The sequence below is a fragment of the Streptomyces sp. NPDC031379 genome (genome assembly GCF_055569615.1).
In genome coordinates this window covers 54,950-75,297 of the sequence record NZ_JBVIIT010000016.1, presented here as the reverse complement: position 1 = coordinate 75,297, position 20,348 = coordinate 54,950, and the positions used below count along the sequence as shown (strand labels likewise).

Annotated in this window: 16 protein-coding genes and 1 pseudogene; 10 read left to right on the top strand and 7 right to left on the bottom strand. The window is 73.2% G+C overall.

Annotated elements, in window-relative coordinates; genetic code table 11:
- Positions 1-39: 39 nt before the first annotated feature.
- Both ACZ5CW_RS23205 and ACZ5CW_RS23200 read right to left on the bottom strand, forming a co-directional pair.
- Positions 40-1,005 carry an RNA polymerase sigma factor gene (locus ACZ5CW_RS23205; RefSeq protein WP_468604259.1) on the bottom strand — a complete coding sequence of 322 codons (966 nt, stop codon included), beginning with the start codon at positions 1,003-1,005 and terminating at the stop codon, positions 40-42.
- A gap of 115 nt (positions 1,006-1,120) precedes the next feature.
- Positions 1,121-1,807 (bottom strand): aggregation-promoting factor C-terminal-like domain-containing protein, encoded by a 687-nt coding sequence (locus ACZ5CW_RS23200; RefSeq protein ID WP_468604257.1) that lies wholly within the window; start codon positions 1,805-1,807, stop codon positions 1,121-1,123.
- A 450-nt stretch (positions 1,808-2,257) separates the two neighbouring features.
- On the opposite strand from ACZ5CW_RS23200, the gene ACZ5CW_RS23195 reads away from it, so the two are divergent.
- Positions 2,258-3,292, top strand: a complete 1,035-nt coding sequence (locus tag ACZ5CW_RS23195) for a methyltransferase domain-containing protein (RefSeq protein ID WP_468604255.1) — start codon at positions 2,258-2,260, stop codon at positions 3,290-3,292.
- On the opposite strand, the gene ACZ5CW_RS23190 is transcribed toward ACZ5CW_RS23195, so the two are convergent.
- Complete coding sequence (locus ACZ5CW_RS23190; protein WP_468604253.1) at positions 3,246-3,716, bottom strand: SsgA family sporulation/cell division regulator; 471 nt, start codon at positions 3,714-3,716, stop codon at positions 3,246-3,248. The two genes, ACZ5CW_RS23195 and ACZ5CW_RS23190, sit on opposite strands and share 47 nt — an antisense overlap.
- A gap of 321 nt (positions 3,717-4,037) precedes the next feature.
- Here ACZ5CW_RS23190 and ACZ5CW_RS23185 point away from each other — a divergent pair, with 321 nt between their 5' ends.
- Positions 4,038-4,844, top strand: a complete 807-nt coding sequence (locus ACZ5CW_RS23185) for an alpha/beta hydrolase (RefSeq protein ID WP_468604251.1) — start codon at positions 4,038-4,040, stop codon at positions 4,842-4,844.
- A 66-nt stretch (positions 4,845-4,910) separates the two neighbouring features.
- Here ACZ5CW_RS23185 and ACZ5CW_RS23180 read toward each other — a convergent pair whose 3' ends face one another.
- Positions 4,911-7,658 (bottom strand): helix-turn-helix transcriptional regulator, encoded by a 2,748-nt coding sequence (locus ACZ5CW_RS23180; protein WP_468604452.1) that lies wholly within the window; start codon positions 7,656-7,658, stop codon positions 4,911-4,913.
- A 441-nt stretch (positions 7,659-8,099) separates the two neighbouring features.
- Here ACZ5CW_RS23180 and ACZ5CW_RS23175 point away from each other — a divergent pair.
- Positions 8,100-8,384, top strand: a pseudogene (locus tag ACZ5CW_RS23175) (WhiB family transcriptional regulator); the annotation flags it as partial.
- A 298-nt stretch (positions 8,385-8,682) separates the two neighbouring features.
- Here the strand turns inward: ACZ5CW_RS23175 and ACZ5CW_RS23170 are convergent.
- A complete protein-coding gene (locus tag ACZ5CW_RS23170) occupies positions 8,683-9,261 on the bottom strand; it encodes a TetR/AcrR family transcriptional regulator (protein WP_468604249.1) in 579 nt (192 codons plus the stop codon).
- 175 nt (positions 9,262-9,436) lie between these two features.
- On the opposite strand from ACZ5CW_RS23170, the gene ACZ5CW_RS23165 reads away from it, so the two are divergent.
- The 6 genes from ACZ5CW_RS23165 to ACZ5CW_RS23140 all read left to right on the top strand — a co-directional run bounded on the left by ACZ5CW_RS23165 (position 9,437) and on the right by ACZ5CW_RS23140 (position 15,583).
- Positions 9,437-10,639, top strand: coding sequence for an acyl-CoA dehydrogenase family protein (locus ACZ5CW_RS23165; RefSeq protein ID WP_468604247.1), 1,203 nt, complete (start codon positions 9,437-9,439; stop codon positions 10,637-10,639).
- Between the two features lie 484 nt (positions 10,640-11,123).
- A complete protein-coding gene (locus ACZ5CW_RS23160; protein WP_468604245.1) occupies positions 11,124-12,095 on the top strand; it encodes a 2-hydroxyacid dehydrogenase in 972 nt (323 codons plus the stop codon).
- A gap of 4 nt (positions 12,096-12,099) precedes the next feature.
- A complete protein-coding gene (locus ACZ5CW_RS23155; RefSeq protein WP_468604243.1) occupies positions 12,100-13,035 on the top strand; it encodes a hypothetical protein in 936 nt (311 codons plus the stop codon).
- Positions 13,032-13,868 carry a prephenate dehydratase gene (locus tag ACZ5CW_RS23150; RefSeq protein WP_468604241.1) on the top strand — a complete coding sequence of 279 codons (837 nt, stop codon included), beginning with the start codon at positions 13,032-13,034 and terminating at the stop codon, positions 13,866-13,868. Before ACZ5CW_RS23155 ends, ACZ5CW_RS23150 begins: the two co-directional genes overlap by 4 nt.
- Before the next feature lie 136 nt (positions 13,869-14,004).
- The gene (locus ACZ5CW_RS23145; RefSeq protein ID WP_468604239.1) at positions 14,005-14,655 is read left to right on the top strand and encodes an HAD-IA family hydrolase; all 651 of its coding nucleotides are present in this window, start codon (positions 14,005-14,007) and stop codon (positions 14,653-14,655) included.
- Between the two features lie 10 nt (positions 14,656-14,665).
- Entirely contained in the window at positions 14,666-15,583 is a 918-nt protein-coding gene (locus ACZ5CW_RS23140; RefSeq protein ID WP_468604237.1) for a TIGR03619 family F420-dependent LLM class oxidoreductase, read from the top strand.
- Between the two features lie 49 nt (positions 15,584-15,632).
- Here ACZ5CW_RS23140 and ACZ5CW_RS23135 read toward each other — a convergent pair whose 3' ends face one another.
- Complete coding sequence (locus tag ACZ5CW_RS23135; RefSeq protein ID WP_468604450.1) at positions 15,633-19,295, bottom strand: S8 family serine peptidase; 3,663 nt, start codon at positions 19,293-19,295, stop codon at positions 15,633-15,635.
- Positions 19,296-19,599: 304 nt separating this feature from the next.
- Between ACZ5CW_RS23135 and ACZ5CW_RS23130 the strand changes: the two genes are divergently transcribed.
- Positions 19,600-19,758 (top strand): hypothetical protein, encoded by a 159-nt coding sequence (locus tag ACZ5CW_RS23130; RefSeq protein ID WP_468604235.1) that lies wholly within the window; start codon positions 19,600-19,602, stop codon positions 19,756-19,758.
- A gap of 90 nt (positions 19,759-19,848) precedes the next feature.
- Here ACZ5CW_RS23130 and ACZ5CW_RS23125 read toward each other — a convergent pair whose 3' ends face one another.
- Positions 19,849-20,337 carry a TetR/AcrR family transcriptional regulator gene (locus ACZ5CW_RS23125; RefSeq protein ID WP_468604448.1) on the bottom strand — a complete coding sequence of 163 codons (489 nt, stop codon included), beginning with the start codon at positions 20,335-20,337 and terminating at the stop codon, positions 19,849-19,851.
- Positions 20,338-20,348: the final 11 nt, after the last annotated feature.

Below are 20,348 nucleotides of genomic sequence, written 5' to 3'. Positions count from 1 at the left end.
TCTGCGCCATATGACCCGGGGCGGGGCGCAGACACGGAGTCAGGCCGCGGCGGGCTCGGCCACGGCCCGCGGGCGCGGTGAGTGGTAGAGGGAGACGCGGTCGAAGCGGCCGCCGTCCAGCGTCATGATCCAGGCGACCGCCGGCGGGCAGTGGTCCGGATCGTCCGGCGGGTTGACCAGTTCCATCTCCCAGACGACCAGAGAGCGGCCGGCCACCACATGCAGGGGACGCTGACGCACGCCCGCTGCGAGGTCGCTGTCCATGCCCGTCAGCAGCAGACCGGCTCCGCCGAGCCGGGCGCCCCCGGTCAGCAACGAGACCTCGGGGGAGTAGCGATCCTTCACCACCCTGCCGAACTCGCCCCGCTCTGCGGCATCGAGTGTGGCGTGCGCCTCCTGCCAGCTCGCCTCCGTACGCCGGAGCACGTCCTCGTGCGCCGTGCCCGCGGTCGCGGTCAGGGCCTGGGCCAGAGCGGTGCGTGCCTGGCTCAGCCGGCTGCGCACGGTGCCGACGGGCACCGCGCAGGCCTCGGCTATCTGCTGGTACGAGGTGATCCCGGTGGAGAAGTACCGCAGGACGACCGGCAGCCGCAGGGTCGGCGACAGCGCCTCGACGGCCTCCCAGATCCAGTCCCGCAGCGCGTGGCTCTGGAGGACCTGCTCGGGTGTGGTGGCGTCCGGCGGCAGCGGCACCTCTTCCACGGGCTCGACCCGCCGGGAGGCGCGCAGCAGGTTACGGCAGTTGTTGCGTACGACCATGCGCAGCCACGACCCCACGGCCTCCGGGTCGCGGACGTCCACGATCCGCCGCAGCGCCACCAGTGCCGCTTCCTGCATGACGTCGTCCACGTCGGCCCCCGGCCCGAGCAGGCTGAGCGCCACCGCGCGCATTCCGGGCCGGTGCCGCTCCAGCAGCAGGGCCAGCGCCGATACGTCGCCGGCCTGGGCGGCCAGCGTCAGTGCGGCGTCCTCCGCCGCGCCGGTGTCCCCCGGCAACCCGCTCATCCCTCGCCCTCCCAGCCCAGGCACCTGTCTCCTTCGACACTAACTCTCCGAAGGACAGGTGTGTCGGCGCGAGCCGGAGGCGCGGACGGCCGAGGCCACGGGAGTCCGCCAGGCCTCAGTACCAGTGGTTGGCCTGCCAGAACGACCAGGCCTGGCAGGGGCTGCCGTAGACGGTGTTCATGTAGTTCAGCCCCCACTTGATCTGGGTGGCCGGGTTGGTCTGCCAGTCGGCACCCACGGAGGCCATCTTGGAGCCGGGCAGGGCCTGGAAGAGACCGTAGGCACCGGAGGAGGCGTTGACCGCCCGGTAGTTCCAGCTGGACTCGTGGTCCACGATGTTGCTGAAGCACTGGTACTGGCCGCTCGCCACCGTGTGGCGCGCCATCGCCTGGATCTGCGCCACGGTGTAGGAACTGCGGACGGGGAAGTCCGCGGAGCTGCGGCCGGCTGCTGCCTTGGCCTCGGTGCGCTCCTCCGCTTCCTCGGCCGCCTTCTTCGCGGCCTCCTTCTTCGCGGTCGCGGTCTCGGCGGCCGCCTTGCGGGCCGCTTCCTCGGCGACCTTCCTGGCGCTCGCGTCCGCGGCGATGGCCTGCGAGTCGGCCTGCTGCGTCAGGGACGCCGTCTGCACCTGCGCCTGCCGGCCCGCCGGTATCTCCGCGAGAAGCGTCGCGTCGGCCGCCGCCGCTCCGGCGTCGTCGTTCTGTGCTGCCGTGCCGCCCGAGGCGACGCCGACGACGCTTCCGACAGCGGTGACCGCGGTGGCCGAGGCCACGGCGAACCCCCGGACCGAAATCGGGCTCACGTGTGTTCCTTCCGGTTCGTCCGTGATGCCGAGCCGCGACGCCTGCGGCGTGTCCCGTCCGTCGCGTGCGGCAGGCGAAGCACTCTGCCGTGCCCGGGCACGGCAGCGCAATGGCTGGTGAAGAAGGTGTGGATGTTCACACCTGATGTCAGCCACGCGCTGAAGTCCCGTGGAACAGCGGCGTGTTGCCACCTCCGCCTGGGTGGAGCGGCCGTCCTCCCATCGGGGGAAGAGAAGGAGGACGACCGCTCCGTTCCTGCGGCCAGGCCAGCCAATGAACACACTGACCGCAGGAGCTTCCTCTGGGTCAACGGGCCGGGAGCCCGGGCGGGTTCACCGGCCGGACGAGAAAAATAATCGAAGCCATCGGCATGTGTTTCCGGTTGTGGCAACATGTGTGCGTACATGCGTGAATACATGTGTCGCAACAGCGCTCCTCCGGAGGCTTCCGTGTCCGTATCGCCAGAACCCATCGGCCCCGCCATGAGCGGCGCCCTGCCGCTCGGCGAGGACCCGGTGGCCGTTCTGGAGGCGGCCGTGTGGGCCATGGCCGCCGTCGTGAGCACGCAGCGGCAGGCGCTGTCGGAGCCGGTCGAGGACGTGCTCACGGCAGACGCGGAGCGTACGGCGGTCCTGGAGAGCGTCGGCCTGGTCCGCAGGGGCGCCGACGGTTTCACCGTCCACCCCTCGCTCACCCGGGCGGACGCCCAGACCGCATGCAGCGGCGTGGAGGCGAAGCTCAGCTCGCTGCGTCAGGCCGTCTCCGCCGCCGCCGACGCGGCGGCCGCACCCGGGCTCGGGTGGGGCGCGCAGGACGACGAGGTGCTGCTCGGCCAGGGGCGGGCCTCCGCCGCGACAGGCCGTGCCCTCGCCGGGAAGGTCGTGCCCCAACTGCCCGGATGCGCCGAGCGGCTTCAGGCCGAGGGCAGCCGCGTCCTCGACGTGGGCACCGGCATCGGCGCGCTGGCCGTGGTGCTGGCCACGAGCTTCCCCGCGGCACGGGTGGAGGGCATCGACGTTCTGGAGCGGGCGCTGGGCTTGGCGAGAACGGAGCTTTCCGCGGCGGACCCGGCCGTGACCGCTCGGGTGTCCCTGCGCCGGGAGAACGCCGCGGAGTTGTCGCAGAAGGAGCGCTACGAGCTGATCTGGCTGCCCGCGCCGTTCCTGTCGGAGGAGGCGCTGCGGGCGGCCCTCCCGCGCCTCGCCGCGGCCCTGGTGCCGGGCGCGTGGCTGGTGGCGGGGACCAACCCCGCCGCCGACGACGCGCTGCGCCGCTCCGTCGGCCGGTGGACCGCGGTGCGCGGCGGCGGCAACTCCTTCGACACGGCGCGCATGGGAGAGGAGTTCGTCGCCCTCGGGCTGGAGGAGACGAGAACCTTCCCCACGGTTGTGGGCGGCCCCGTCCTCGTCGCCGCCCGACGCCCCGCGGGCTGGGAACTCAGTCGGACTGTGCCCTCGGGCCGTGGAGCAGGTCAGCGGTCGTGACGTCCCAGTCCACTCCGGCGAGTTCGTGACCGGCGGGAACGAGATCGTAGGTGTCCTCCAGCCACTCCGCGAGCGGCGGCACGGGCAGTTCGAACAGCGCCGCCATGTCACCGGAGGCCAGCTGAAGCCACGCGGTGGCCCGCTCCTCCAGGTTCGACGGCCACATCTGGATGTCACCGAGGCCGCTCATCGAGTACAGCCCCTGCTGGAGGAGGTCGCGCCCGATCCGCCACAGGACACGCGGGCCGCCCTCGATGAGGAACTCCACGCACACGATCAAGGGGAGTTCCGGGTCGTACCGGAACTCGGCCCTGATCGCCTGCCGGGCGGAGACGTCCAGCACGCGTTCGATGTCCAAGGTCAGCTGAGGACGACCGGGCGGTGCCGTTCGGCTGGCCCGTACACCTGGCTGGTAGCCGCTCATGACGGGTAGATCCTTCCCTGTGGCGGAAGCTGGCCCGACCTACTCTCGCCCTCGCGGGATCGCCGTACATAAGTAACTTGACCGTCGAACACCGCCTGCGGTGACGGTGTTCGCCCTGAGGGACGCCCGCCAGGCGGACAGCTGTCCGTCTTGGGGCGTCCACTCCGGGAGATCCTCCACCGGGCCGGTCCGGGTCCGCCCGCGCCGCGGGTCGTCAACATTAAGTCATTCGACTGTCGTCCCTGACCCGCGCCTGAACGATGCTGAAACAGTCGCCGGTGTGCCGGTGCCGGATGGTCGTCATGCTCGGAGGAGCCAGCCGTGAAACGTACTCCCGTCGTCTTCATCCATGGCGCGTGGCTGCACGCGCTTTCCTGGGAGTCGTGGGCGGAGCGCTTCGCCAGCCGGGGGTTTCTCGCCTTCGCGCCCGGATGGCCGGGGGAGGCCGCCGCCGCCCGGGACATGCGCAAGTCCCCGGAACTGCTCGGCCGTATCGGTCTGGAGGTCCTGACCGACCACTACGCCGCCATCGTGCGTTCCTTCGACACCGCGCCGGTGATCGTCGGGCACTCGGTCGGCGGGCTCATCGCGCAGCACCTCATCGCCGCCGATGTCGGCCGTGCCGCCGTTGCCATCGCCCCCGCCCCGATCAACGACGTCCCGCTGCCCGCGTCCCCCGTCCGGCTGCCGGCCCCCGCCCGGCACGACCCCGCCGAGCAGCTGGTGTCCCTGTCGCCGGAGCAGTTCCACCACGTCTTCGCCAACACGGTCGGCGCGGAGGAGTCCGACCGGCTCTACGACCGCTACGTGGTGCCGGCACCGCGCCGCCTGCTCGCCGACCTCGGTTGCGCGGGTGCGGTCCGCAGCCCGCGCGCCGTCGCGGACGTGGGCAACGCGGAACGCGGCCCGCTCCTGCTGATCTCCGGGCAGGAGGACAGGCTCGTACCGGACGCGGCCACCCGCGCGGTGTACAAGCAGTACGGCGACACCACGGCTGTGACCGACCTCAAGCAGTTCGCGGACCGGGCCCACTCGCTGGTCATCGACAGCGGATGGCGCTTCGTCGCCGACTACGTGCTCGGCTGGCTGGACGAGCGCGGCATCCGCGCCCACCCGCCGCAGGGCTGAACGCACCGCGGCCGACGGCCGGGACCCGCCGTCCCGCGCCGTCGGCCACTGCGGTCGCCTGTCGCCTCACGCGTCCTGGCCGCCGGGCATCTTGCCCAGGGCGTCGCGCAGCGCGGCGCGGGAGGTGATGCCCAGTTTGGGGAACACCCGGTAGAGGTGGGAGCTGACCGTGCGCGGCGACAGGTGCATCCGCGCGCCGATCTCCTTGTTGGTCAGACCGCCGGCGGCCAGATCCGCGATCCGGCGTTCCTGCCACGTCAGCGTCGCGAGGTGTGCCGAGGAGGCGAGGGTGGACGCACCGGCGGCCCGCAGCTCGGCCCGGGCCCGTTCGGCCCAGGTGGGCGCGCCGAGCCGTTCGAACGTCTCCGCGGCCAGCGTCAGTGACAGCCGCGCCGCCTTCCTTCCCTGGGTGTGGCGCAGGCGGATGCCGTGGGCGAGGCGGATGCGGGCGAGTTCGAAGGGGAAGGTGGCGGCGGCGGGGTGGGTTTCGGCGTGGTGGTAGTTCTCGTCGGCTTCGGTGGGGTCGGTGGCGGTCATGGCGAGGGCGCCGTGGGTGAGGAGGGCGAGGCGGGGGGAGATGTCGGGCAGGTGTGCGTCGCGGGCGGCGAGGGCGTGGGTGCGGGCTTGTTCGGAGCGGCCGGTGTGCAGGGCTGCTTCGACGAGGTCGAGGAGGGTGCGGGGGGCTTGGTGGGCGTAGGGTTCGAAGGTGCCGGGGGGTGTGATGCCGATGGCGTGGAGGTAGGCGGCTTCGTAGTCGCCTTCGGCGAGGGCGGCGGTGGTGCCGATGGCGTCGGCGATCTGGGTGAGGAAGCCGACGCCGCGGGGGCGGGCCCAGGCGTCTACGGCGGCCTGGAGTTCGCGTGCGCGTTCGGCCTGGCCGCGCATCGCGGCCAGCAGCCCGAGATACGCCCGGGTGTGATGGGCGAAGAGCGCGTGGTGGTGCGACGTCGTCAGTTCCAGGCCACGCTGTCCGGTCCGCTCGGCCTCGTCCCACTCGCCGACCGCCATCTGGTCGAGCATGATCAGATGCAGCATGGTCATGCCGGACACCGTGGCCCCCGTCGCCACCTCGCGGTCGACGGTGCGCTGGAGGTGCGGCCGGTACTGGCTGAGGGTGTCCACGTGGTACGCGGCGACGGCCAGCCGGCTGATGTCCCACGGTTCCAGTTCGCGGAGGTCGGCGAAGGCGTCCGCCACCCGCTCGTGCACGCCCGCGCCGCGCCGCACCACGTCTCCCCAGGCGTCCTGGTAGATACGCGAGAGCGGGGACACCAGGTCGCCCAGGGAGCCGAGCAGTTCGTGCGCCCGTTCCCACGACGTCTCGTCGCTCGCGTACTGGTCGATCGCGAGCAGCAGGTTGACCAGCCGGGTGAGCACCTCGTTCGGCTCTGTCACCCCGCTGACACGCATGCTCTCGATCCCTGCCAGGACCTGCCGCTGCGAGGACCGCACGTCCCCGTCCTCGTACAGCGCGACATAGGCCGACGCGACGACCGAGGCCGGAGACTCGCTCGTTCCGGACGAGGTGTCGGAACGGACCAGTTGCTGCGCCCGGTCCAGCAGGCCGGCGTGACCGGCGATGAACGCCGCGCTGCCCAGCCGCCGGGACCGTTCCTCGCGGCCCTCGCTCAGCTCCGCGGCCCGGGTCAGCCAGGCCACGGCGGCCTGCGAGCCGCCCCGCAGGGTGGCGGAGTCGGCCGCCGCCTCCAGCGCGACCGCGACCTCCTCGTCCGGGTCGACCGTCGAGGCCGCCAGGTGTATGGCACGCCGTTCCACGTCGTCGCGGTGCACCTGCGCGAGGGCCGCGTGGGCCGTGCGCCGCTCGTTGGGGGTCGCCATCTGGACGACCGTGGACCGCACCAGGGGGTGCCGGAAGACGAAGTCGCCGCTGAGCGGGTCGATGTCCAGCAGGCCGCAGGCCGCGGCCTCGTCGGCGTCCATCATGCGGTAGCGCGTGCCGCGGGTGCGGCCGGCCGCCGTGCCCGCCCCGACGCCGTCCAGGGCGCCGCGCAGCAGTTCCGCGCGTACGCCGTCACCGAGCGCCTCGATGCGGGCGCCGTAGACGTGCTGGAGGCGCAGGGGCAGCGGGACGCCGGTGTACCCGAGCAGGTCTTCCCGGTTGCCCGCCGCCCGGCCGCTGCGCAGCACATGGGGCGGCAGTTCCAGCAGGGCCAGCGGGTTGCCGTGTGCCTCGTCCAGGACCAGGCGGCGGATCCGGGGATCCAGCCCGGGGTGGTGCATGTCCAGGAGCTGCTCGGAGGCCTTCTCCGACAGGGTGGTCACCGGCAGTTGGGGCAGCGCGGCGGTGTCGAAGCCGGAGGAGACGTCGGAGCGCAGGCCGACGGCGAGCTTCACCGAGCTGCCGGTGAGCCGTCGTCCGACGAACCCGCACACCTCGGTGCTGGAGGTGTCGAGCCACTGGCCGTCGTCGAGCACCAGCAGGAGGGGTTTGTGCGACGCCGCGAGCGAGAGCAGGTCGAGGACGGCGATGCCGAGGGTCATGACCGAGGGAGGCGGGCCCTCGCTCCTGCCGAAGACGACGTCGAAGACCCCTCGATGGCTGTCGTCCAGCCGGTCGATGTAGGAGAGCAGCGGGTACAGGAACTGGTGCAGGCCGGCGAACGGCAGCTCCGACTCCGCCTCGACCCCGGCCGCCCTGATCACCCGGTGGTTCTCGCCCGTGGCGAGGTCGGTGACGTGGTCCAGCAGGGCGCTCTTGCCCACACCCGTGTCGCCCCGCAGGACGAGAGCCCGGCCCCCGGAGGCCGTCACGAAGCCGGACAGCACCTCCTGCTCGCGTTCGCGGCCGACCATCGTGCCGTCGATCGACTCCACCCGTCCCCCACTCCCTTCCCCGTTGCACAGCCCGGCCCGCCGAACGCCGCCGCGCCCGTACGTACGGATCGCGCCAGGCGCAAGGGCGAGGGTACGTGGCGCGTTCACATGCTCCGTGCTGCCTCCTGAGCAGTGGTTGTACCCCATGACGTGTGCCGGCCGCCCGGTGAGGCGCCTTGAGCCAGAAGACTAGATGTACCCAGGAGGTTCGTCACCTGGTATGGCCGAAAATGTTCTTGATATGCGACCTTCGCCGAGGATTGCGACCCTGGCCGGACGGCTCGCACCCTGTACCGCGCCGTTCCTTGCACTGCGAGACACATGTCGTTGTGGGCTAGTGTCATACGTATCTATTGAGTACGTGTGTACAGACGCAGCAGGCGGGCCCCGGCCGGGGCGCCGCAGGGGAGCGAGGCGGGCATGGACTGGGTCGACCGTGGGCTGTGCCGGACGGAGCCGGACCGGATGTTCGCCGAAGGCGCCGCACAGAACGAGGCCAAGATCGTGTGCATCGCCTGCCCGGTCCGGCTCGACTGCCTGGCCTACGCCCTGGACCACCGCGAGGAGTACGGCGTGTGGGGCGCGATGACCGAGCGGGAGCGCCGGGCGCTGCGGCGCAGCCGCCCGTCCGTGACGTCCTGGGCGGAGGTCTTCCGTACGGCCGGCCTGAACCAGGAGCCGGCCCCGGCCGGGACACCTCCCGGGCCTGCCGCCAGGCCCCACCGCCCGACTCCGGCCGACCCGCACCACGACTCGGCGCGGCCCGGCCCGCACCACGAGCAGGCGCCGGCCCGGACGCGTCGCAGGACGGCGGCGGCACGGGGGAGCCAGGACGCGGCGTCGGCACGGCCGCGTCAGGACCCGGCGTCGCCCCGCGGTCCTCAGGCGGCCGACCGGACGCCGTCCGGGCCGGTTCAGGCACGGGTGCGGCGACCGGGCACGGCGCCGGCGGGGCTCGACCGCTGAGCCCCCGGCGGGTTCAGGGCCGTAGCGCCTGGAGGGTTCAGGGCCGCAGCGCCTGGAGGGTCAGTTCGCCGTACCTGCGCCACAACGCCGGATCCCGCTCCGCGAGGCCGACCAGTTGCAGGCACATGCCGCACAGCACCACGCGCAGGTCCAGCGGGCTCGCGTCCGGGCGGATCCGGCCGGCGTTCTTGGCCTCCTCCATCAGGGCGGCCAGCCGGTCGAGCAGGGGGCCGGTGTACGCCGTCGACCGCCCCTCCGCGAGCGCCTCCGACAGCAGACGGTCCCGGGCGAGGTTCTCGAAGAGCAGGAGCACGTAGGTGTCGAAGGCCCGCGCCGGCTCGGCCTCGGCCAGGGCGGGCGCGGTGATCCGGTCGAGTTCCCCCAGCCGATGCCCTACGACCGCTTCGACCAGGTCTTCCTTCGCCGGGTAGCTGCGGTACACCGTTGCCTTCCCCACGTCGGCGCGCTCGGCGACCTGCGGCACGGTGCCCTGGAGCCCGAACTCCTCGAAGACCTCCAGCGCCGCGGCGAAGACCCGCTCGTGGTTGCGCCGGGCGTCGGCCCGTCTGCGGGGCGCGTCCTGCCGGTTCTGCGGACTCGTCTGCACCGGATTCACCCGCTCATTGTGCCCGCCCCTGTTTGTGCGGGGACGCCGTGCCCGGAGACTACGAAGGGACCGCCGTGCCCCAGGGGTCACGACGGACCGCGCGGCAACCGGACCAAGGGGTCCGGTTACGCTGGTGAGAGAGAACCGGACCCCTGGGTCCGCATCCTGCTGTCCTGGAGTGGTGATGACCGCATCGACCAGCGGCGAGCGCGCCACGCTCACCGATCCGACCCGCCGACTCATGGCGGCGGCCCGAGAGATCGCCCCCGTGCTGCGCCGCGCCGCGAACGCGGCCGAGCGCGACAGCCGGCTGACACCCGAGGCCGAGCGGGCGCTGCGGGAGGCCGGCCTGTTCCGCCTCGGCGTGCCGAAGGCCTCGGGCGGCGAGGAACTGGCGCCCGCCGACAGCCTGGAGGTGACGGCCGAAGTGGCGTCGGCCTGCCCGTCGAGTTCCTGGGTGGTGATGGTCTCGTACGTGGCACAGCAGATCGCCGCGTCCTTCGGGGAGCAGGCGCGGCAGGACCTGCGGGGTGACGGCCCCGACGTCCCCATGTGCGGGGTGTTCGGCAGCGTGGGAGTCGTCGCCGCGCCCCTCGAGGGCGGGCTGCTCGTCTCCGGCTCCTGGGCCTGGGCGTCCGGCGGCCACCACGCCGACTGGGCCGTGCTCGGCGTCCCGCTGCCGGGGGAGCCGGGCGCCGCTTCCGAGCGCGGACTGGCGCTCGTGCCGGTCTCCGCCCTCGCCATCGAGAAGACCTGGGACATGGCGGGCATGCGCGGCACGGGCAGCGACACCCTGGTCGCCGACGAGGTGTTCGTCCCGTACCACCGGCTCCGGCGCTTCGACGACATCGTCCGGGGCAGGGGGCTCCCCGAGGAGCCGTTGTACCGGATTCCCCCGGGATCCATGACGCTCGTCTCCATGGGACCGCTGCTGGGCATCGCGCAGGCGGTCCTCCAGCTCACCCTGCGGACCGTCGAGGACGGCAAGCCGATGGCCATGTCCCTGCACGCCCGGCTCGCCGACTCGCCCAGCGTGCAGGCGGCGCTCGCCGAGGCGGCCACCCTCATCGACTCCGCCCACCTGCACCTGAGGCGGTCGGCGGAGTTCATCGGCACGGCGGCGGCCTCCGGGACCACCCCCACGCCGGTCGAACGGGCGCGGGTGCGCATGGACGCGGGACACGCCTCCATCTGCCTGCGCCAGGCGGTGCAGGCACTGCTGACCGTCAGCGGAGCGGGCAGCTTCTCGCTCGCCAAGACCATCCAGCGGCACTGGCGCGACCTGGAGACCGCGTCCCGGCATCCCACGCTCAACCCCGGGCTCGCCAAGGAGATGTACGGCCGTGCGCTGGTGGGCGACGGGCGGCCGGTCAGCCCCATGGTCTGAGGCACGGCCGCGTCCCGCCTGCGCCCGTACGCCCGGCGGGCGCGCACACGGCCGCCCGCCGGGCAGCGCGAGGTGCTCGGGCACTTCGCGACGGGCGTCGTCGTCACGGCCCGCGGGCCGCTCGGCCTCACCTGCCCCCTCGGCCCACCCGGGCGGCACGTCGTGGGGGGACCGGAACACGCCGCCGGGACCGTGACGCCGCCGCCCGGCCGTCGGCCGTGCGCGGCGGGCGCCGACACATATGTCGTCCGTGCGGCCGATTCACACGCCTTAGTGGCGAGTCTCACGTGAACCTCCGCCGATGACACACACGTCCCCGGAGTGAGGGAACGACCACATACCGACCGAGGCGGCCCGGACACCGTCCGCCGCGCGGACAGGCTCCGCGGGGACGCGGTCCGGCGCGAAGAACCCACCGCTTCACGGACGGCGGCACGTCGGTGCCGTCCCACACGGCACCCGAGCGGGAAGAAGCTGATACACGATGAAGGACGGCACGACCGTCTGGCTCCCGTACCACCGAAGCCGGCTCCCCGGCCTGCCGGAGGGGCTCTCCTACGCGTACTGGGACGGGTCCGGCCCGTTGCCGGGTGACCCCGGCAAGGTCCGCTTCCTCGTCGGCCCGCCCGCGCCCGGTGCCGAACGCGTCCTGGGACCCGTCCTGCCGCGGATGCGCAACCTGGAGGTGCTCCAGCTGCTGAGTTCCGGTTACGAGCACATGCTGCCGCTGCTGGGCGCGATGCCGCCCGGCACCCGGCTGGCCACCGGGCGCGGCGTGCATCGCGAGGCCACCGCCGAACTGGCGGTCACCCTGCTGCTGGGCCTGTGCCGGGGACTCGACGTGTTCGGTGCCCGTCAGGCCGAGGGAGTGTGGCAGCCCGAGTTCCGCACCACGCTGGTCGGCAAGCGCGTCCTGGTCATCGGCTACGGCGCCGTCGGCGCGGCCGTCGCCGCCCGGCTCGGCGCGTTCCGGTGCGAGGCGGTCCTCGTGGCCCGGACGGCGCGCACCACACCGGTCGGCCGGGTGCACGGGGCGGCGGAACTGCCCGAACTCCTGCCCACAGCGGACGCGGTGGTGCTGTGCGCACCGCTGACCGAGCAGACACGCGGCCTGTTCGGTGCGGACGCGCTGGCGCTGCTGAAGGACGGGGCCCTGCTGGTGAACGTCGCCCGCGGAGAACTGGTGGACACCGGCGCACTGGTCCGGGAGGTGCGCGCGGGCCGGCTCCGGGTCGCGCTCGACGTCACCGATCCGGAACCGCTGCCGCCCGGCCATCCTCTGTGGCACCTGCCCGGCGCCCTGATCACCCCGCACGTGGCGGCCTTCACCGACGCGTTCCCGGCGATGACCGAGGACTTCGTGCGCCGGCAGCTGCACCGCTACGCGCGGGGCGAGCAGCCGCACAACGTCGTCCTGACGACGACCGCGGCCGATCGTGTCGAGCAGGCTGCCTGAGCCCATGACGACGTTCACGCACGACGACCATCTGCAGGTGTTCGGACCCCACACCGGCCTCGCGCAGGTGTTCGCGTTCCACGAGGAGCGCGCCCATGGCGACCCGTCCGCCGCCTGGCAGGCGTTCACCACCGCCTGGAACTGGGCCGCGCCACTGACCACTGCCGTACCCGGCGCGGACGTCGCGGACCGGCCGGTGGTGCGGTCGGCCGTCGGCGGCTTCACCCTGTCCGGACTGTGGCACCTGCCGTCGCCCGACGGAACCGGACCGTGGCTGGCGCTGCCGCTCACCGGCGGCGCACGGCGGTCCGTGCCGGTCATGGCCACGCGCGGCGGCCCGGATCTCTTCGCGGTGCCCTCCAGGGCGCTGTCGGGTGCGGCCTGCGCCGACACGGGCGACGCCGATGTGCCCGGACCGGTTTTCCGGCTGGAGGACGTGCACGTGCCCGCAGGGTTCGTCACGCACACGGCGGCCACGCCGCTGCGCGCCGGGGACGCTCCGTTCCTGTGGACGGCGGTCGCGGCCCAGGCCCTGGGCGCGGCCCGGCGCATGACCGACGTACTGGCCGGCCCGGACCCGGCGTCCGGCGCGGCCCGGGGACGGGTGCCGACCGACGCTGTGGCCGCCGAACTGGCCGCCGTGCTGCACGACGAGCGACTGAGCCTGGCGGCGGCCCTGCACGGCGCCCCCTCCGCGCGGCAGGGCTTGCCGCCGGCCGTCCAGGAGCGGCTCGCCGCGCGCGTCCAGCGGGCCGGCAACGCGGTCCACCATGTGGTCGCGTCGGCGTACGAGCACGCGTCGGCGCCGTGCGGGAGCGGCGGTCGGCACCCCCTGGTGCACCTGATGGAGGGCAGTGCACCGATACTTCAGCAGGTGCGGTACGCGATGCAGCTTCTGCCGCCCGACGACGGGACCTCCTGGAAAGGTGCAATACGGTGACAACCGTCACATATCAGGGTGAGCCTGGATCCAACTCCGCGACCGCCGCACGTGCCCTGTACCCCGAGAGCGCTGAACTGCCCTGCACGAGCTTCGAGCAGGCCCTGGACGCGGTGACACTCGGCGCCGCCGACGTCGCCGTGATCCCGGTGGACAACTCCGCGGCCGGACGCGTCGCCGACGTGCACCATCTGCTGCCCGAATCGGGGCTGTTCATCGTCGCCGAGTACTTCCTCGCCATCCGCTTCGACCTGATGGCGGTGCCCGGCACGACCCTGGACCAGGTGGAGTGCGTACGTAGCCATGTCCATGCCCTGGGCCAGTGCCGCAAGCTGCTGCGGGAGGGCGGCTGGCGCACCCTCGTCAGCGACGACACGGCCGGGGCGGCGCGGGAGGTGGCCGAGCTGGGCGACCCGCGGCACGCGGCGCTCGCCCCGCCCGCCGCGGCCGGTCTCCACGGCCTCGAGGTACTGCGCTCCGGCGTCGAGGACGACCCGGACAACACCACGCGGTTCGTCGTGCTGTCCCGGGACGCCGCCCCGGCCCCGGACACGGGGGAGCCGACGATGACGAGTCTGTTCTTCTGCGTGCGCAACATCCCCAGCGCGCTGTACAAGGCACTCGGCGGGTTCGCCACCAGCGGCGTGAACCTCACCAAGATCGAGAGCTACCAGATGGGCGCGGGGCTCAACGCCAGCCGCTTCTACGTCGAGATCGAGGGGCACCCCGACGACCAGCGCGTCGCCCTCGCCCTGCACGAGCTGCGGTTCTTCTCCTCCGAGGTGCGCATCCTGGGTGTGTACCCCGCGCATCCGCACCGGCTGAAGGGCTGAAGGGCTGAAGGGCTGAAGGGCTGAAGGGCTGAAGGGCTGAAGGAGCACCGTCACGGCCGTCACACATGTTCCAGGTCGGCGAGAAACATGGCGACCTGGCCGCAGGCCGGATCCGGCGCCCTTCTAGGGTGTGAGCATGACTCAGCACCGCAAGGGCCTCGTCCTCGACTTCGGTGGTGTGCTGACGACCCCTCTGCTGCCCGCCGCGCTCGCCTTCGAGAAGCGCGCGGGACTGGCCGAGGGGACGCTGCTCACCGGCCTCTACCTGAATGCCGAGGGGATCCGGCTCACCGAGGAGCTGGAGCGTGGCACGCTCACCCAGACGCAGTGGAACGAAGCGGCCGGACGGCTCCTCGGTGTCGCACCGGACAACCTGATGGGCCGCATCTTCGCCGACCTGCGCCCCGAGACCTCGGTGATCTCCGCGGCCGCCGCCGCCCGCCGGGCCGGGGTGAAGGTCGGCATCCTCTCCAACTCCGTCGGCCTGACCCCGTGGAACCTGTACGACGGATACCAGGTGGACGCGCTCTACGACGCCGTGGTGCTGTCCGAACTCCACGCGACGCGCAAGCCCGAGCGGGAGATCTTCCGGCTCGTGCTCGAGCAGCTCGGCCTGTCGGCCGAGGAGTGCGTCTTCGTCGACGACACCGAGCAGTACCTGCCCCCCGCGGCCGAACTCGGCTTCACCACCGTCCACGCGGTGGAGCCCGCACGGACGGTCGCCACCCTGGAAGAGCTGTTCGGCATTGCGCTGACCGGCGTGCATGCCGAGCGGACGACCTCATGAGGAGACACCTGTGCGACTAGGCCTGGCCCTTCCGACCTTCGGTCCCGACGCCACGCCGGAAGGCATGCTCCGCGTCTGCCGCACCGCGGAGGAGATGGGATACGACTCCCTGTGGACGGGCGACCGGGTCCTCGCCCCCCGCGTCCCGAGCGCCCCCTATCCGAGCCCCGACGGCAGGATGCCGCGCGTCTACGAGAACCACATGGACCCCCTGGTGGCCCTCACCTTCGCCGCGTCGCACACGAGCCGCGTCCGCCTGGGCACGAGCACGCTGAACGGCCTGTGGCAGCCGCCGATCATGCTGGCCCGGTCGCTGACCACCCTCGACGTCCTCAGCCGGGGACGGCTGACCGTGGGCCTCGGCCTGGGCTGGATGCCCGACGAGTACGCCGCGGTCTCCGTGCCCTGGAAGGACCGGGGCGCGCGGCTCGACGAGACGCTGGACGTCCTGGAGGGGTACTGGGCCGACGACGTCTTCGCCCACCAAGGACCGCTGTTCACCATCCCTCAGACCGTGGTGGGGCTCAAGCCGCGCCAGCGGCCCGGACCCCCCGTGCTGCTCGCGGCGTTCACCCCCAGGGGCCTGCGGCGGATCGGGCGCAGGCTCGACGGCTGGCTGCCCGTCGCGATGCCGCTCACGCACCTCATGGGCATGTGGGACACCGTCCTGAAGGAGGCGGTGGAGGCGCAACGGGACCCGTCCGCCCTGCACATGGCGTTGCGCGTCAACCCCGAGCTGACCGACACGAGGACCGGCCCGGAGCAGATGCCCCGGGCGGGCACGCTGGGCCAGTACATCGACTACGCGCGCGCCGCGGCCGAGGCGGGGGTGCACGAACTGTTCGTGGACTTCGGGCAGACTCCCGCCACCCTCGCCGAGCGCGTCGACCTGGCAGGCCGCTTCCTCGAAGGGGTCCGCGCGGGCTGAACGCACCACGATGAAGCCGCGCGGCTCCCGGCCGGCCGCCCCGGTGCCGCTACTTGAGCCCGAAGGCCCGTACGACGCTCTGCCGCACGCTGTTGCCGCGGGCGTCGCGCGCACTGGTGCGCAGGGTGACGAACCGGGCGGCACGAGGGGCGTCGAGCCGTGTCCGCCACCCCGTGCCCGAGTGCCGGAGCGCCGCGCGGTGCCAGGTGACCCCGTCGTCGTACGAGACCTCCAGGCCCACCGCGTCGACGGCGGCGGTGCCGGTGGACCCCGGCAGGTGCGAGGCGGTCACCGTCAGGTCGGCGTGCCGCCCGGCCCGCCCGGAGGCATCGGTGGCGATCCCGTAGTCGAGCTGGATCAGCGGCAGTTGGGCCTGCTCGCCCGCCGCGCCCGCCCGGGAGGTGAACCCCCACTCGGTCCGGGTGGCGGTGGAGTAGGGGGCGGCCCAGGCGTCACGGGAGTTCTGCGAGACCAGACGGTAGGGGAGCGGGGCCGGACGCAGGCCGGACACCGTCATGGTGAGCTGGTAGCGGCCCATCTCACGGACGAGTGTGTCCCCTTGGTAGAGCCTCACCTGGTTGTCGACGTCGAAGTTGCCGTACGTGCCGCCCAGATGGTCGGTTCCCGAGTCGCCCCAGCCGGGGACGGACACGTACAGCCTGTCGTCCTGGCGGACCGGTGCGTCGCCGTCGATGAGCCGGGGCCGCTGGACCGGACCGAACCAGCCGACCCGGGCGGCGGATCCGGCGCGGTAGGTGACGGCCGGGGCGTACTGCTGCTGCTCGCCCGGGATCTGCGCCCGGTCCGACCAGGGTTCGCCCGCCGTGACCCAGTCCGTGCGGTCGCCCCGTGCCGGGGCGTCCGAGGGGTTCAGGGCGCTGCCGCCGGCCGGTGTGACGTCGTCGCGGTTCTCCAGCGCCCGCCCGGCACGGTAGTTGCGGAACGAGACGTCGACGCGGGCGAGTTCGCGCCGCTCGGCCCGGTGGACCAGGTCGGCGGGGACGGCGTCCCGGTAGTCGTGGGCGAGGTCGTAGACGTACTCGGTGACGGGGTGCGAGGTGATCTCGAGCCGGGTGCGGCCGAGGCCGGACGCCCGGGCGATGAGCCGCTCGCCCTCGTCGTGGGTGAGCGTGGCGACGGTCAGCGGCGGCGGATCCGCCGGCAGCCAGGGGGAGTCCTCCCACGGTTGCAGGCGGCCGTCGCCGTCGTTCACGACCAGGAGCAGCCGGGCGCCCGCCGCGGCCGCCGCCACGGCCTGCTCCGTCACGGGCACCGTGTCGGTGCGGCGCACCACGGCGGCCTTCCCCCGGACGTCCACCGAGCTGTACGCGGGTGCCGCGCCGTCTCCGGCGAGGACCGTGTCGAGGCGGTGGTGTCCTTCGGGCAGCGGGGTCGCTCCCGCTACGACGCGCAGATCGTCGAAGACGCCGTCGCCGGAGGCCACCGTCAGGGTCGGCTGCCGCAGTCGCCACCGCGTACCGAACACGAACTCCCCTTCCGCCACCTCGCGTCCGGTGGGCAGGGCCCAGACGCTGTCGTAGGAGGCGTCGGTCCAGCGGGAGGACGAGGACCAGTCGTCGGCGGCGAAGCCGCGGTAGAGGTCCACGCGGGAGTCGTCGGGCGTGCTCGGATCCGGCGTGACGGCCCGGACCTGGCGGGCCTTGGTGCCGTCGAAGACCGCCGTGCGGTCCTGTCTCAGGTCGATGTCGGTGACGGCCAGCAGGCCCTGACCGATCGAGTGCGGACCGTGGGCACCCTCCAGGGGGGTGTCCAGCCACGCGGTGTACGAACCCGGCGGCAGCCGGAGGTCCAGGGTTCCGGAGCCGTCGAGCGCCAGGGGCAGCCACAGCTTCTTCGCCGTGAGGATGACGGTGCCGCCGACCGGCCGGCCGCCGCGGTCCTTCGCCTTCAGCGTCAGCCGGTGGCGCTCGCCCTCCTTGGCCGCGCTCAGGGACGTACGGGCGCGGACGGTGCCCGAGTCGTCGGTCGCCGTCAAGAAGGCGGCCGTCGCCCGGTCGGCGGGGACCTGGTCGTAGTGCGCGGTCACGGTGACCGCGGCGGTGCCGTGCGCCGGGACGGAGAGCCGGTCGGCGGAGAGGGTGAACGGACCGTCGGCCGTCAGACGCAGGGCGACCGGGCGGTCGGCGGTGTTGGTGTACGTCACCTTCCGCTCGGCGGTCGTGCCGGCCGGGATCGGCCAGGCGTGGAAGCCGAAGTCGGCGCCGCCGGAGGCGAAGACGGTCGCCGTCGTGGTGGCGGCCACGTCCAGGCGGCCGGCGCCGGCCTCGAAGGGGGTGTACCTGGGCGTCGCCTCGGTCGTGCTGACGAGGGCGTCCTTGAGCTGACGGCCGCTCCAGTCCGGGTGCTCCGCGGCCAGCAGTGCGGCCGCCCCGGCGACATGCGGCGTGGCCATCGAGGTGCCGCTCAGGGTCTGGTACGGGCCCGAACCCTCCGGCGCGTACCGGGACCGCGCCGCGAGGATGTCCACGCCGGGAGCGGTGAGGTCCGGCTTGACGTCCCGGTCGCCGGGACGCGGGCCCCGGCTGGAGAAGTCCGCGAGCGTGTCGGAGCCGTCGACGGCGCCCACGGTCAGGGCGGCATCGGCCACGCCGGGGGCGCCCACGGTGTAGCCGTCGGGGCCGGAGTTGCCCGCGGCCACCGTGAACAGCGCCCCGGTCTCCTCGCTGAGCCGGTCGACGGCCATGCTCAGCGGATCGGAGCCGTCGGTGGACGGGCCGCCCAGGCTCATGCTGATGATCTTCGCGTGCTGGTCGCGGGCCGCCCACTCCATGCCGGCCAGCAGCCAGGAGTCCTGGCCCGTGCCGTCGTCGGAGAGCACCTTGCCGATGTGCAGCCGCGCGCCCGGCGCGACGCCCTTCTCCCGGCCGCCGGACGCGGCACCGGTCCCGGCGACGGTGGAGGCGACGTGCGTGCCGTGGCCGTTCCCGTCGGTCACGGACTCACCGGGCACGAAGTCCTCGGCGGCGGCGATCCGCCCGGCGAGGTCGGGGTGTTCGGTGTCCACGCCGGTGTCGAGGACTGCGACGTCCACACCCTCGCCGGTGTCGCCGGACGCCCACACCCGCGGCGCCCCCACCTGCGCGGTGCTGTCGGCGAGAGCGGCCTTCACCTTGCCGTCGAGCCAGATCTTGGCGATGCCGCCCCGGAGCCGGGGGCGCCGGTTCGCGTCCCGTGCGACGGCGCCGTCGGTGACCGACGTCCAGAACGCCGCCGAACGGTCCACGGAGAGCGCCGCACCCCCGATGCTCTCCAGCGGGCGCGACGTACGGGCGCCCCGCGGTGACGCCTGGCGGCCGGAGTGCCGGACCGCGTCGGTGTAGGTGACGATCAGCGGCAGCCGGTCCCGGTGCGCGTCGTCGTAGCCGTCCGCCAACAGCTGTGTGACGTCGAACAGTTCACGGTCCAGCAGGCCGGCGGCGACGTACGGCAGCGCGTCGCGGGGATAGACGTAGGTGTTCCGTCCGCTGCGGTGGGTCTCGAAGCCGGTGTAGCGGCCCTCCGGGTCCCGCACCAGATGGCTCTGCGTGCCGTCGGCGGCCCGTACGACGGTGACCGTGTCGCCCGTCACCAGGGTCACCCTGGGGGCGTCGGGCGGGACCGTCGCGGGTGCCGCGGAAGCGGTGGGCGCAGGGGCGGGTGGTTCGGCGGCCGGGAAGGCCGGGGCGGGTGACGCCGCCAGCACCGCGACCACGGTGCACAGCGTCGTCCACCCGCCCCTGCGCGAAGGCAGAGGCGACACGACGGGTCCCTTCGTCGGACGGGGGAGGGGATACCGGAATCATCCGACGGCCGGCCCCCGCACATGTCGCTGCGCCCTGGCGCGGTTGTGCCGTGACGCCATGTGGACACATCGATCCGGCCGGCCGGCGCGAATCCGGACCGAACCGGAATGTGTGCGCGCCGTCGCCGGTTTCCCATAACACTCACCCGTCCACCCCCTCGGCGCCGCGCCCGCCGGGGGGTACGGCATGTCGAACGCATCGATGGGAGAAGCCTTGAAGCGCCCCGACTCCGACAACGAGCCGTCCCGGCTCCGCCGCGTCCGTCTCCCCGGAACCGTGCCCCTGCCCTCGTCGGCGGCTTCCCGGCGCCCTCGCGAGGAGGAGGGCCGGGAGGCCTCCGGCGCGGACACGGCACGGCAGGTCGTGGAATGAGATGAGCCGCGGCGATCCCACCGCCGCCACAGAGGCCGACGGGCCCCCGGGAACACATGGACACATGTGTTCCCGGGGGCCCGTCAGGTGTCAGGAGGCCCCGAGGCCGTTCAGCAGAGTGTCGACGACGACGTCCGCCGCCTGACCGGGACTCAGCTCGGGCAGCTGCCGGGACACCAGGTGCATGAGCTGGGGCAGCAGCGCGCTCGCCCACCCCTCGGGCACACCGGGACGCAGGAGGCCCTCGTCGGTGGCGCGCGCGAGGAAGGCGTCGACCTCGCGGACGGACGCGTCGCGGCGCGCGCGGACGGTGTCGTCGGCGAGCATGCGGGTGAGGTCGACGGGCCAGGTCCGGTTGACGGCGATGATGTTCTCGACGTAGCGGTGCAGCGCGACGGCGACGGGTGCCTCGCGCAGCCGTGCGTCCTCGATGGCCTGCTCGATGGCCGTCAGGCGGGATGCGTAGATGGCGGCGAGGAGTTCCTCGCGGGAGGCGAAGCGCCGGTAGACGGTGCGCCGGTCCACCCCCGCCTCGGCGGCGATGCTCGCGATGCTCGCGCCCGGGTCGGCGGCGAGCATGCGCGCCCCGG

Excerpts from the sequence above, each read along its gene's own strand:
- ACZ5CW_RS23205 (WP_468604259.1), bottom strand. The coding sequence starts at position 1,005 with ATGAGCGGGTTGCCGGGGGACACCGGCGCGGCGGAGGACGCCGCACTG.
- ACZ5CW_RS23190 (WP_468604253.1), bottom strand. The coding sequence starts at position 3,716 with ATGAGCGGCTACCAGCCAGGTGTACGGGCCAGCCGAACGGCACCGCCC.
- ACZ5CW_RS23180 (WP_468604452.1), bottom strand. The coding sequence starts at position 7,658 with ATGGTCGGCCGCGAACGCGAGCAGGAGGTGCTGTCCGGCTTCGTGACG.
- ACZ5CW_RS23165 (WP_468604247.1), top strand. The coding sequence starts at position 9,437 with ATGACCGCATCGACCAGCGGCGAGCGCGCCACGCTCACCGATCCGACC.
- ACZ5CW_RS23160 (WP_468604245.1), top strand. The coding sequence starts at position 11,124 with ATGAAGGACGGCACGACCGTCTGGCTCCCGTACCACCGAAGCCGGCTC.
- ACZ5CW_RS23155 (WP_468604243.1), top strand. The coding sequence starts at position 12,100 with ATGACGACGTTCACGCACGACGACCATCTGCAGGTGTTCGGACCCCAC.
- ACZ5CW_RS23145 (WP_468604239.1), top strand. The coding sequence starts at position 14,005 with ATGACTCAGCACCGCAAGGGCCTCGTCCTCGACTTCGGTGGTGTGCTG.
- ACZ5CW_RS23125 (WP_468604448.1), bottom strand. The coding sequence starts at position 20,337 with ATGCTCGCCGCCGACCCGGGCGCGAGCATCGCGAGCATCGCCGCCGAG.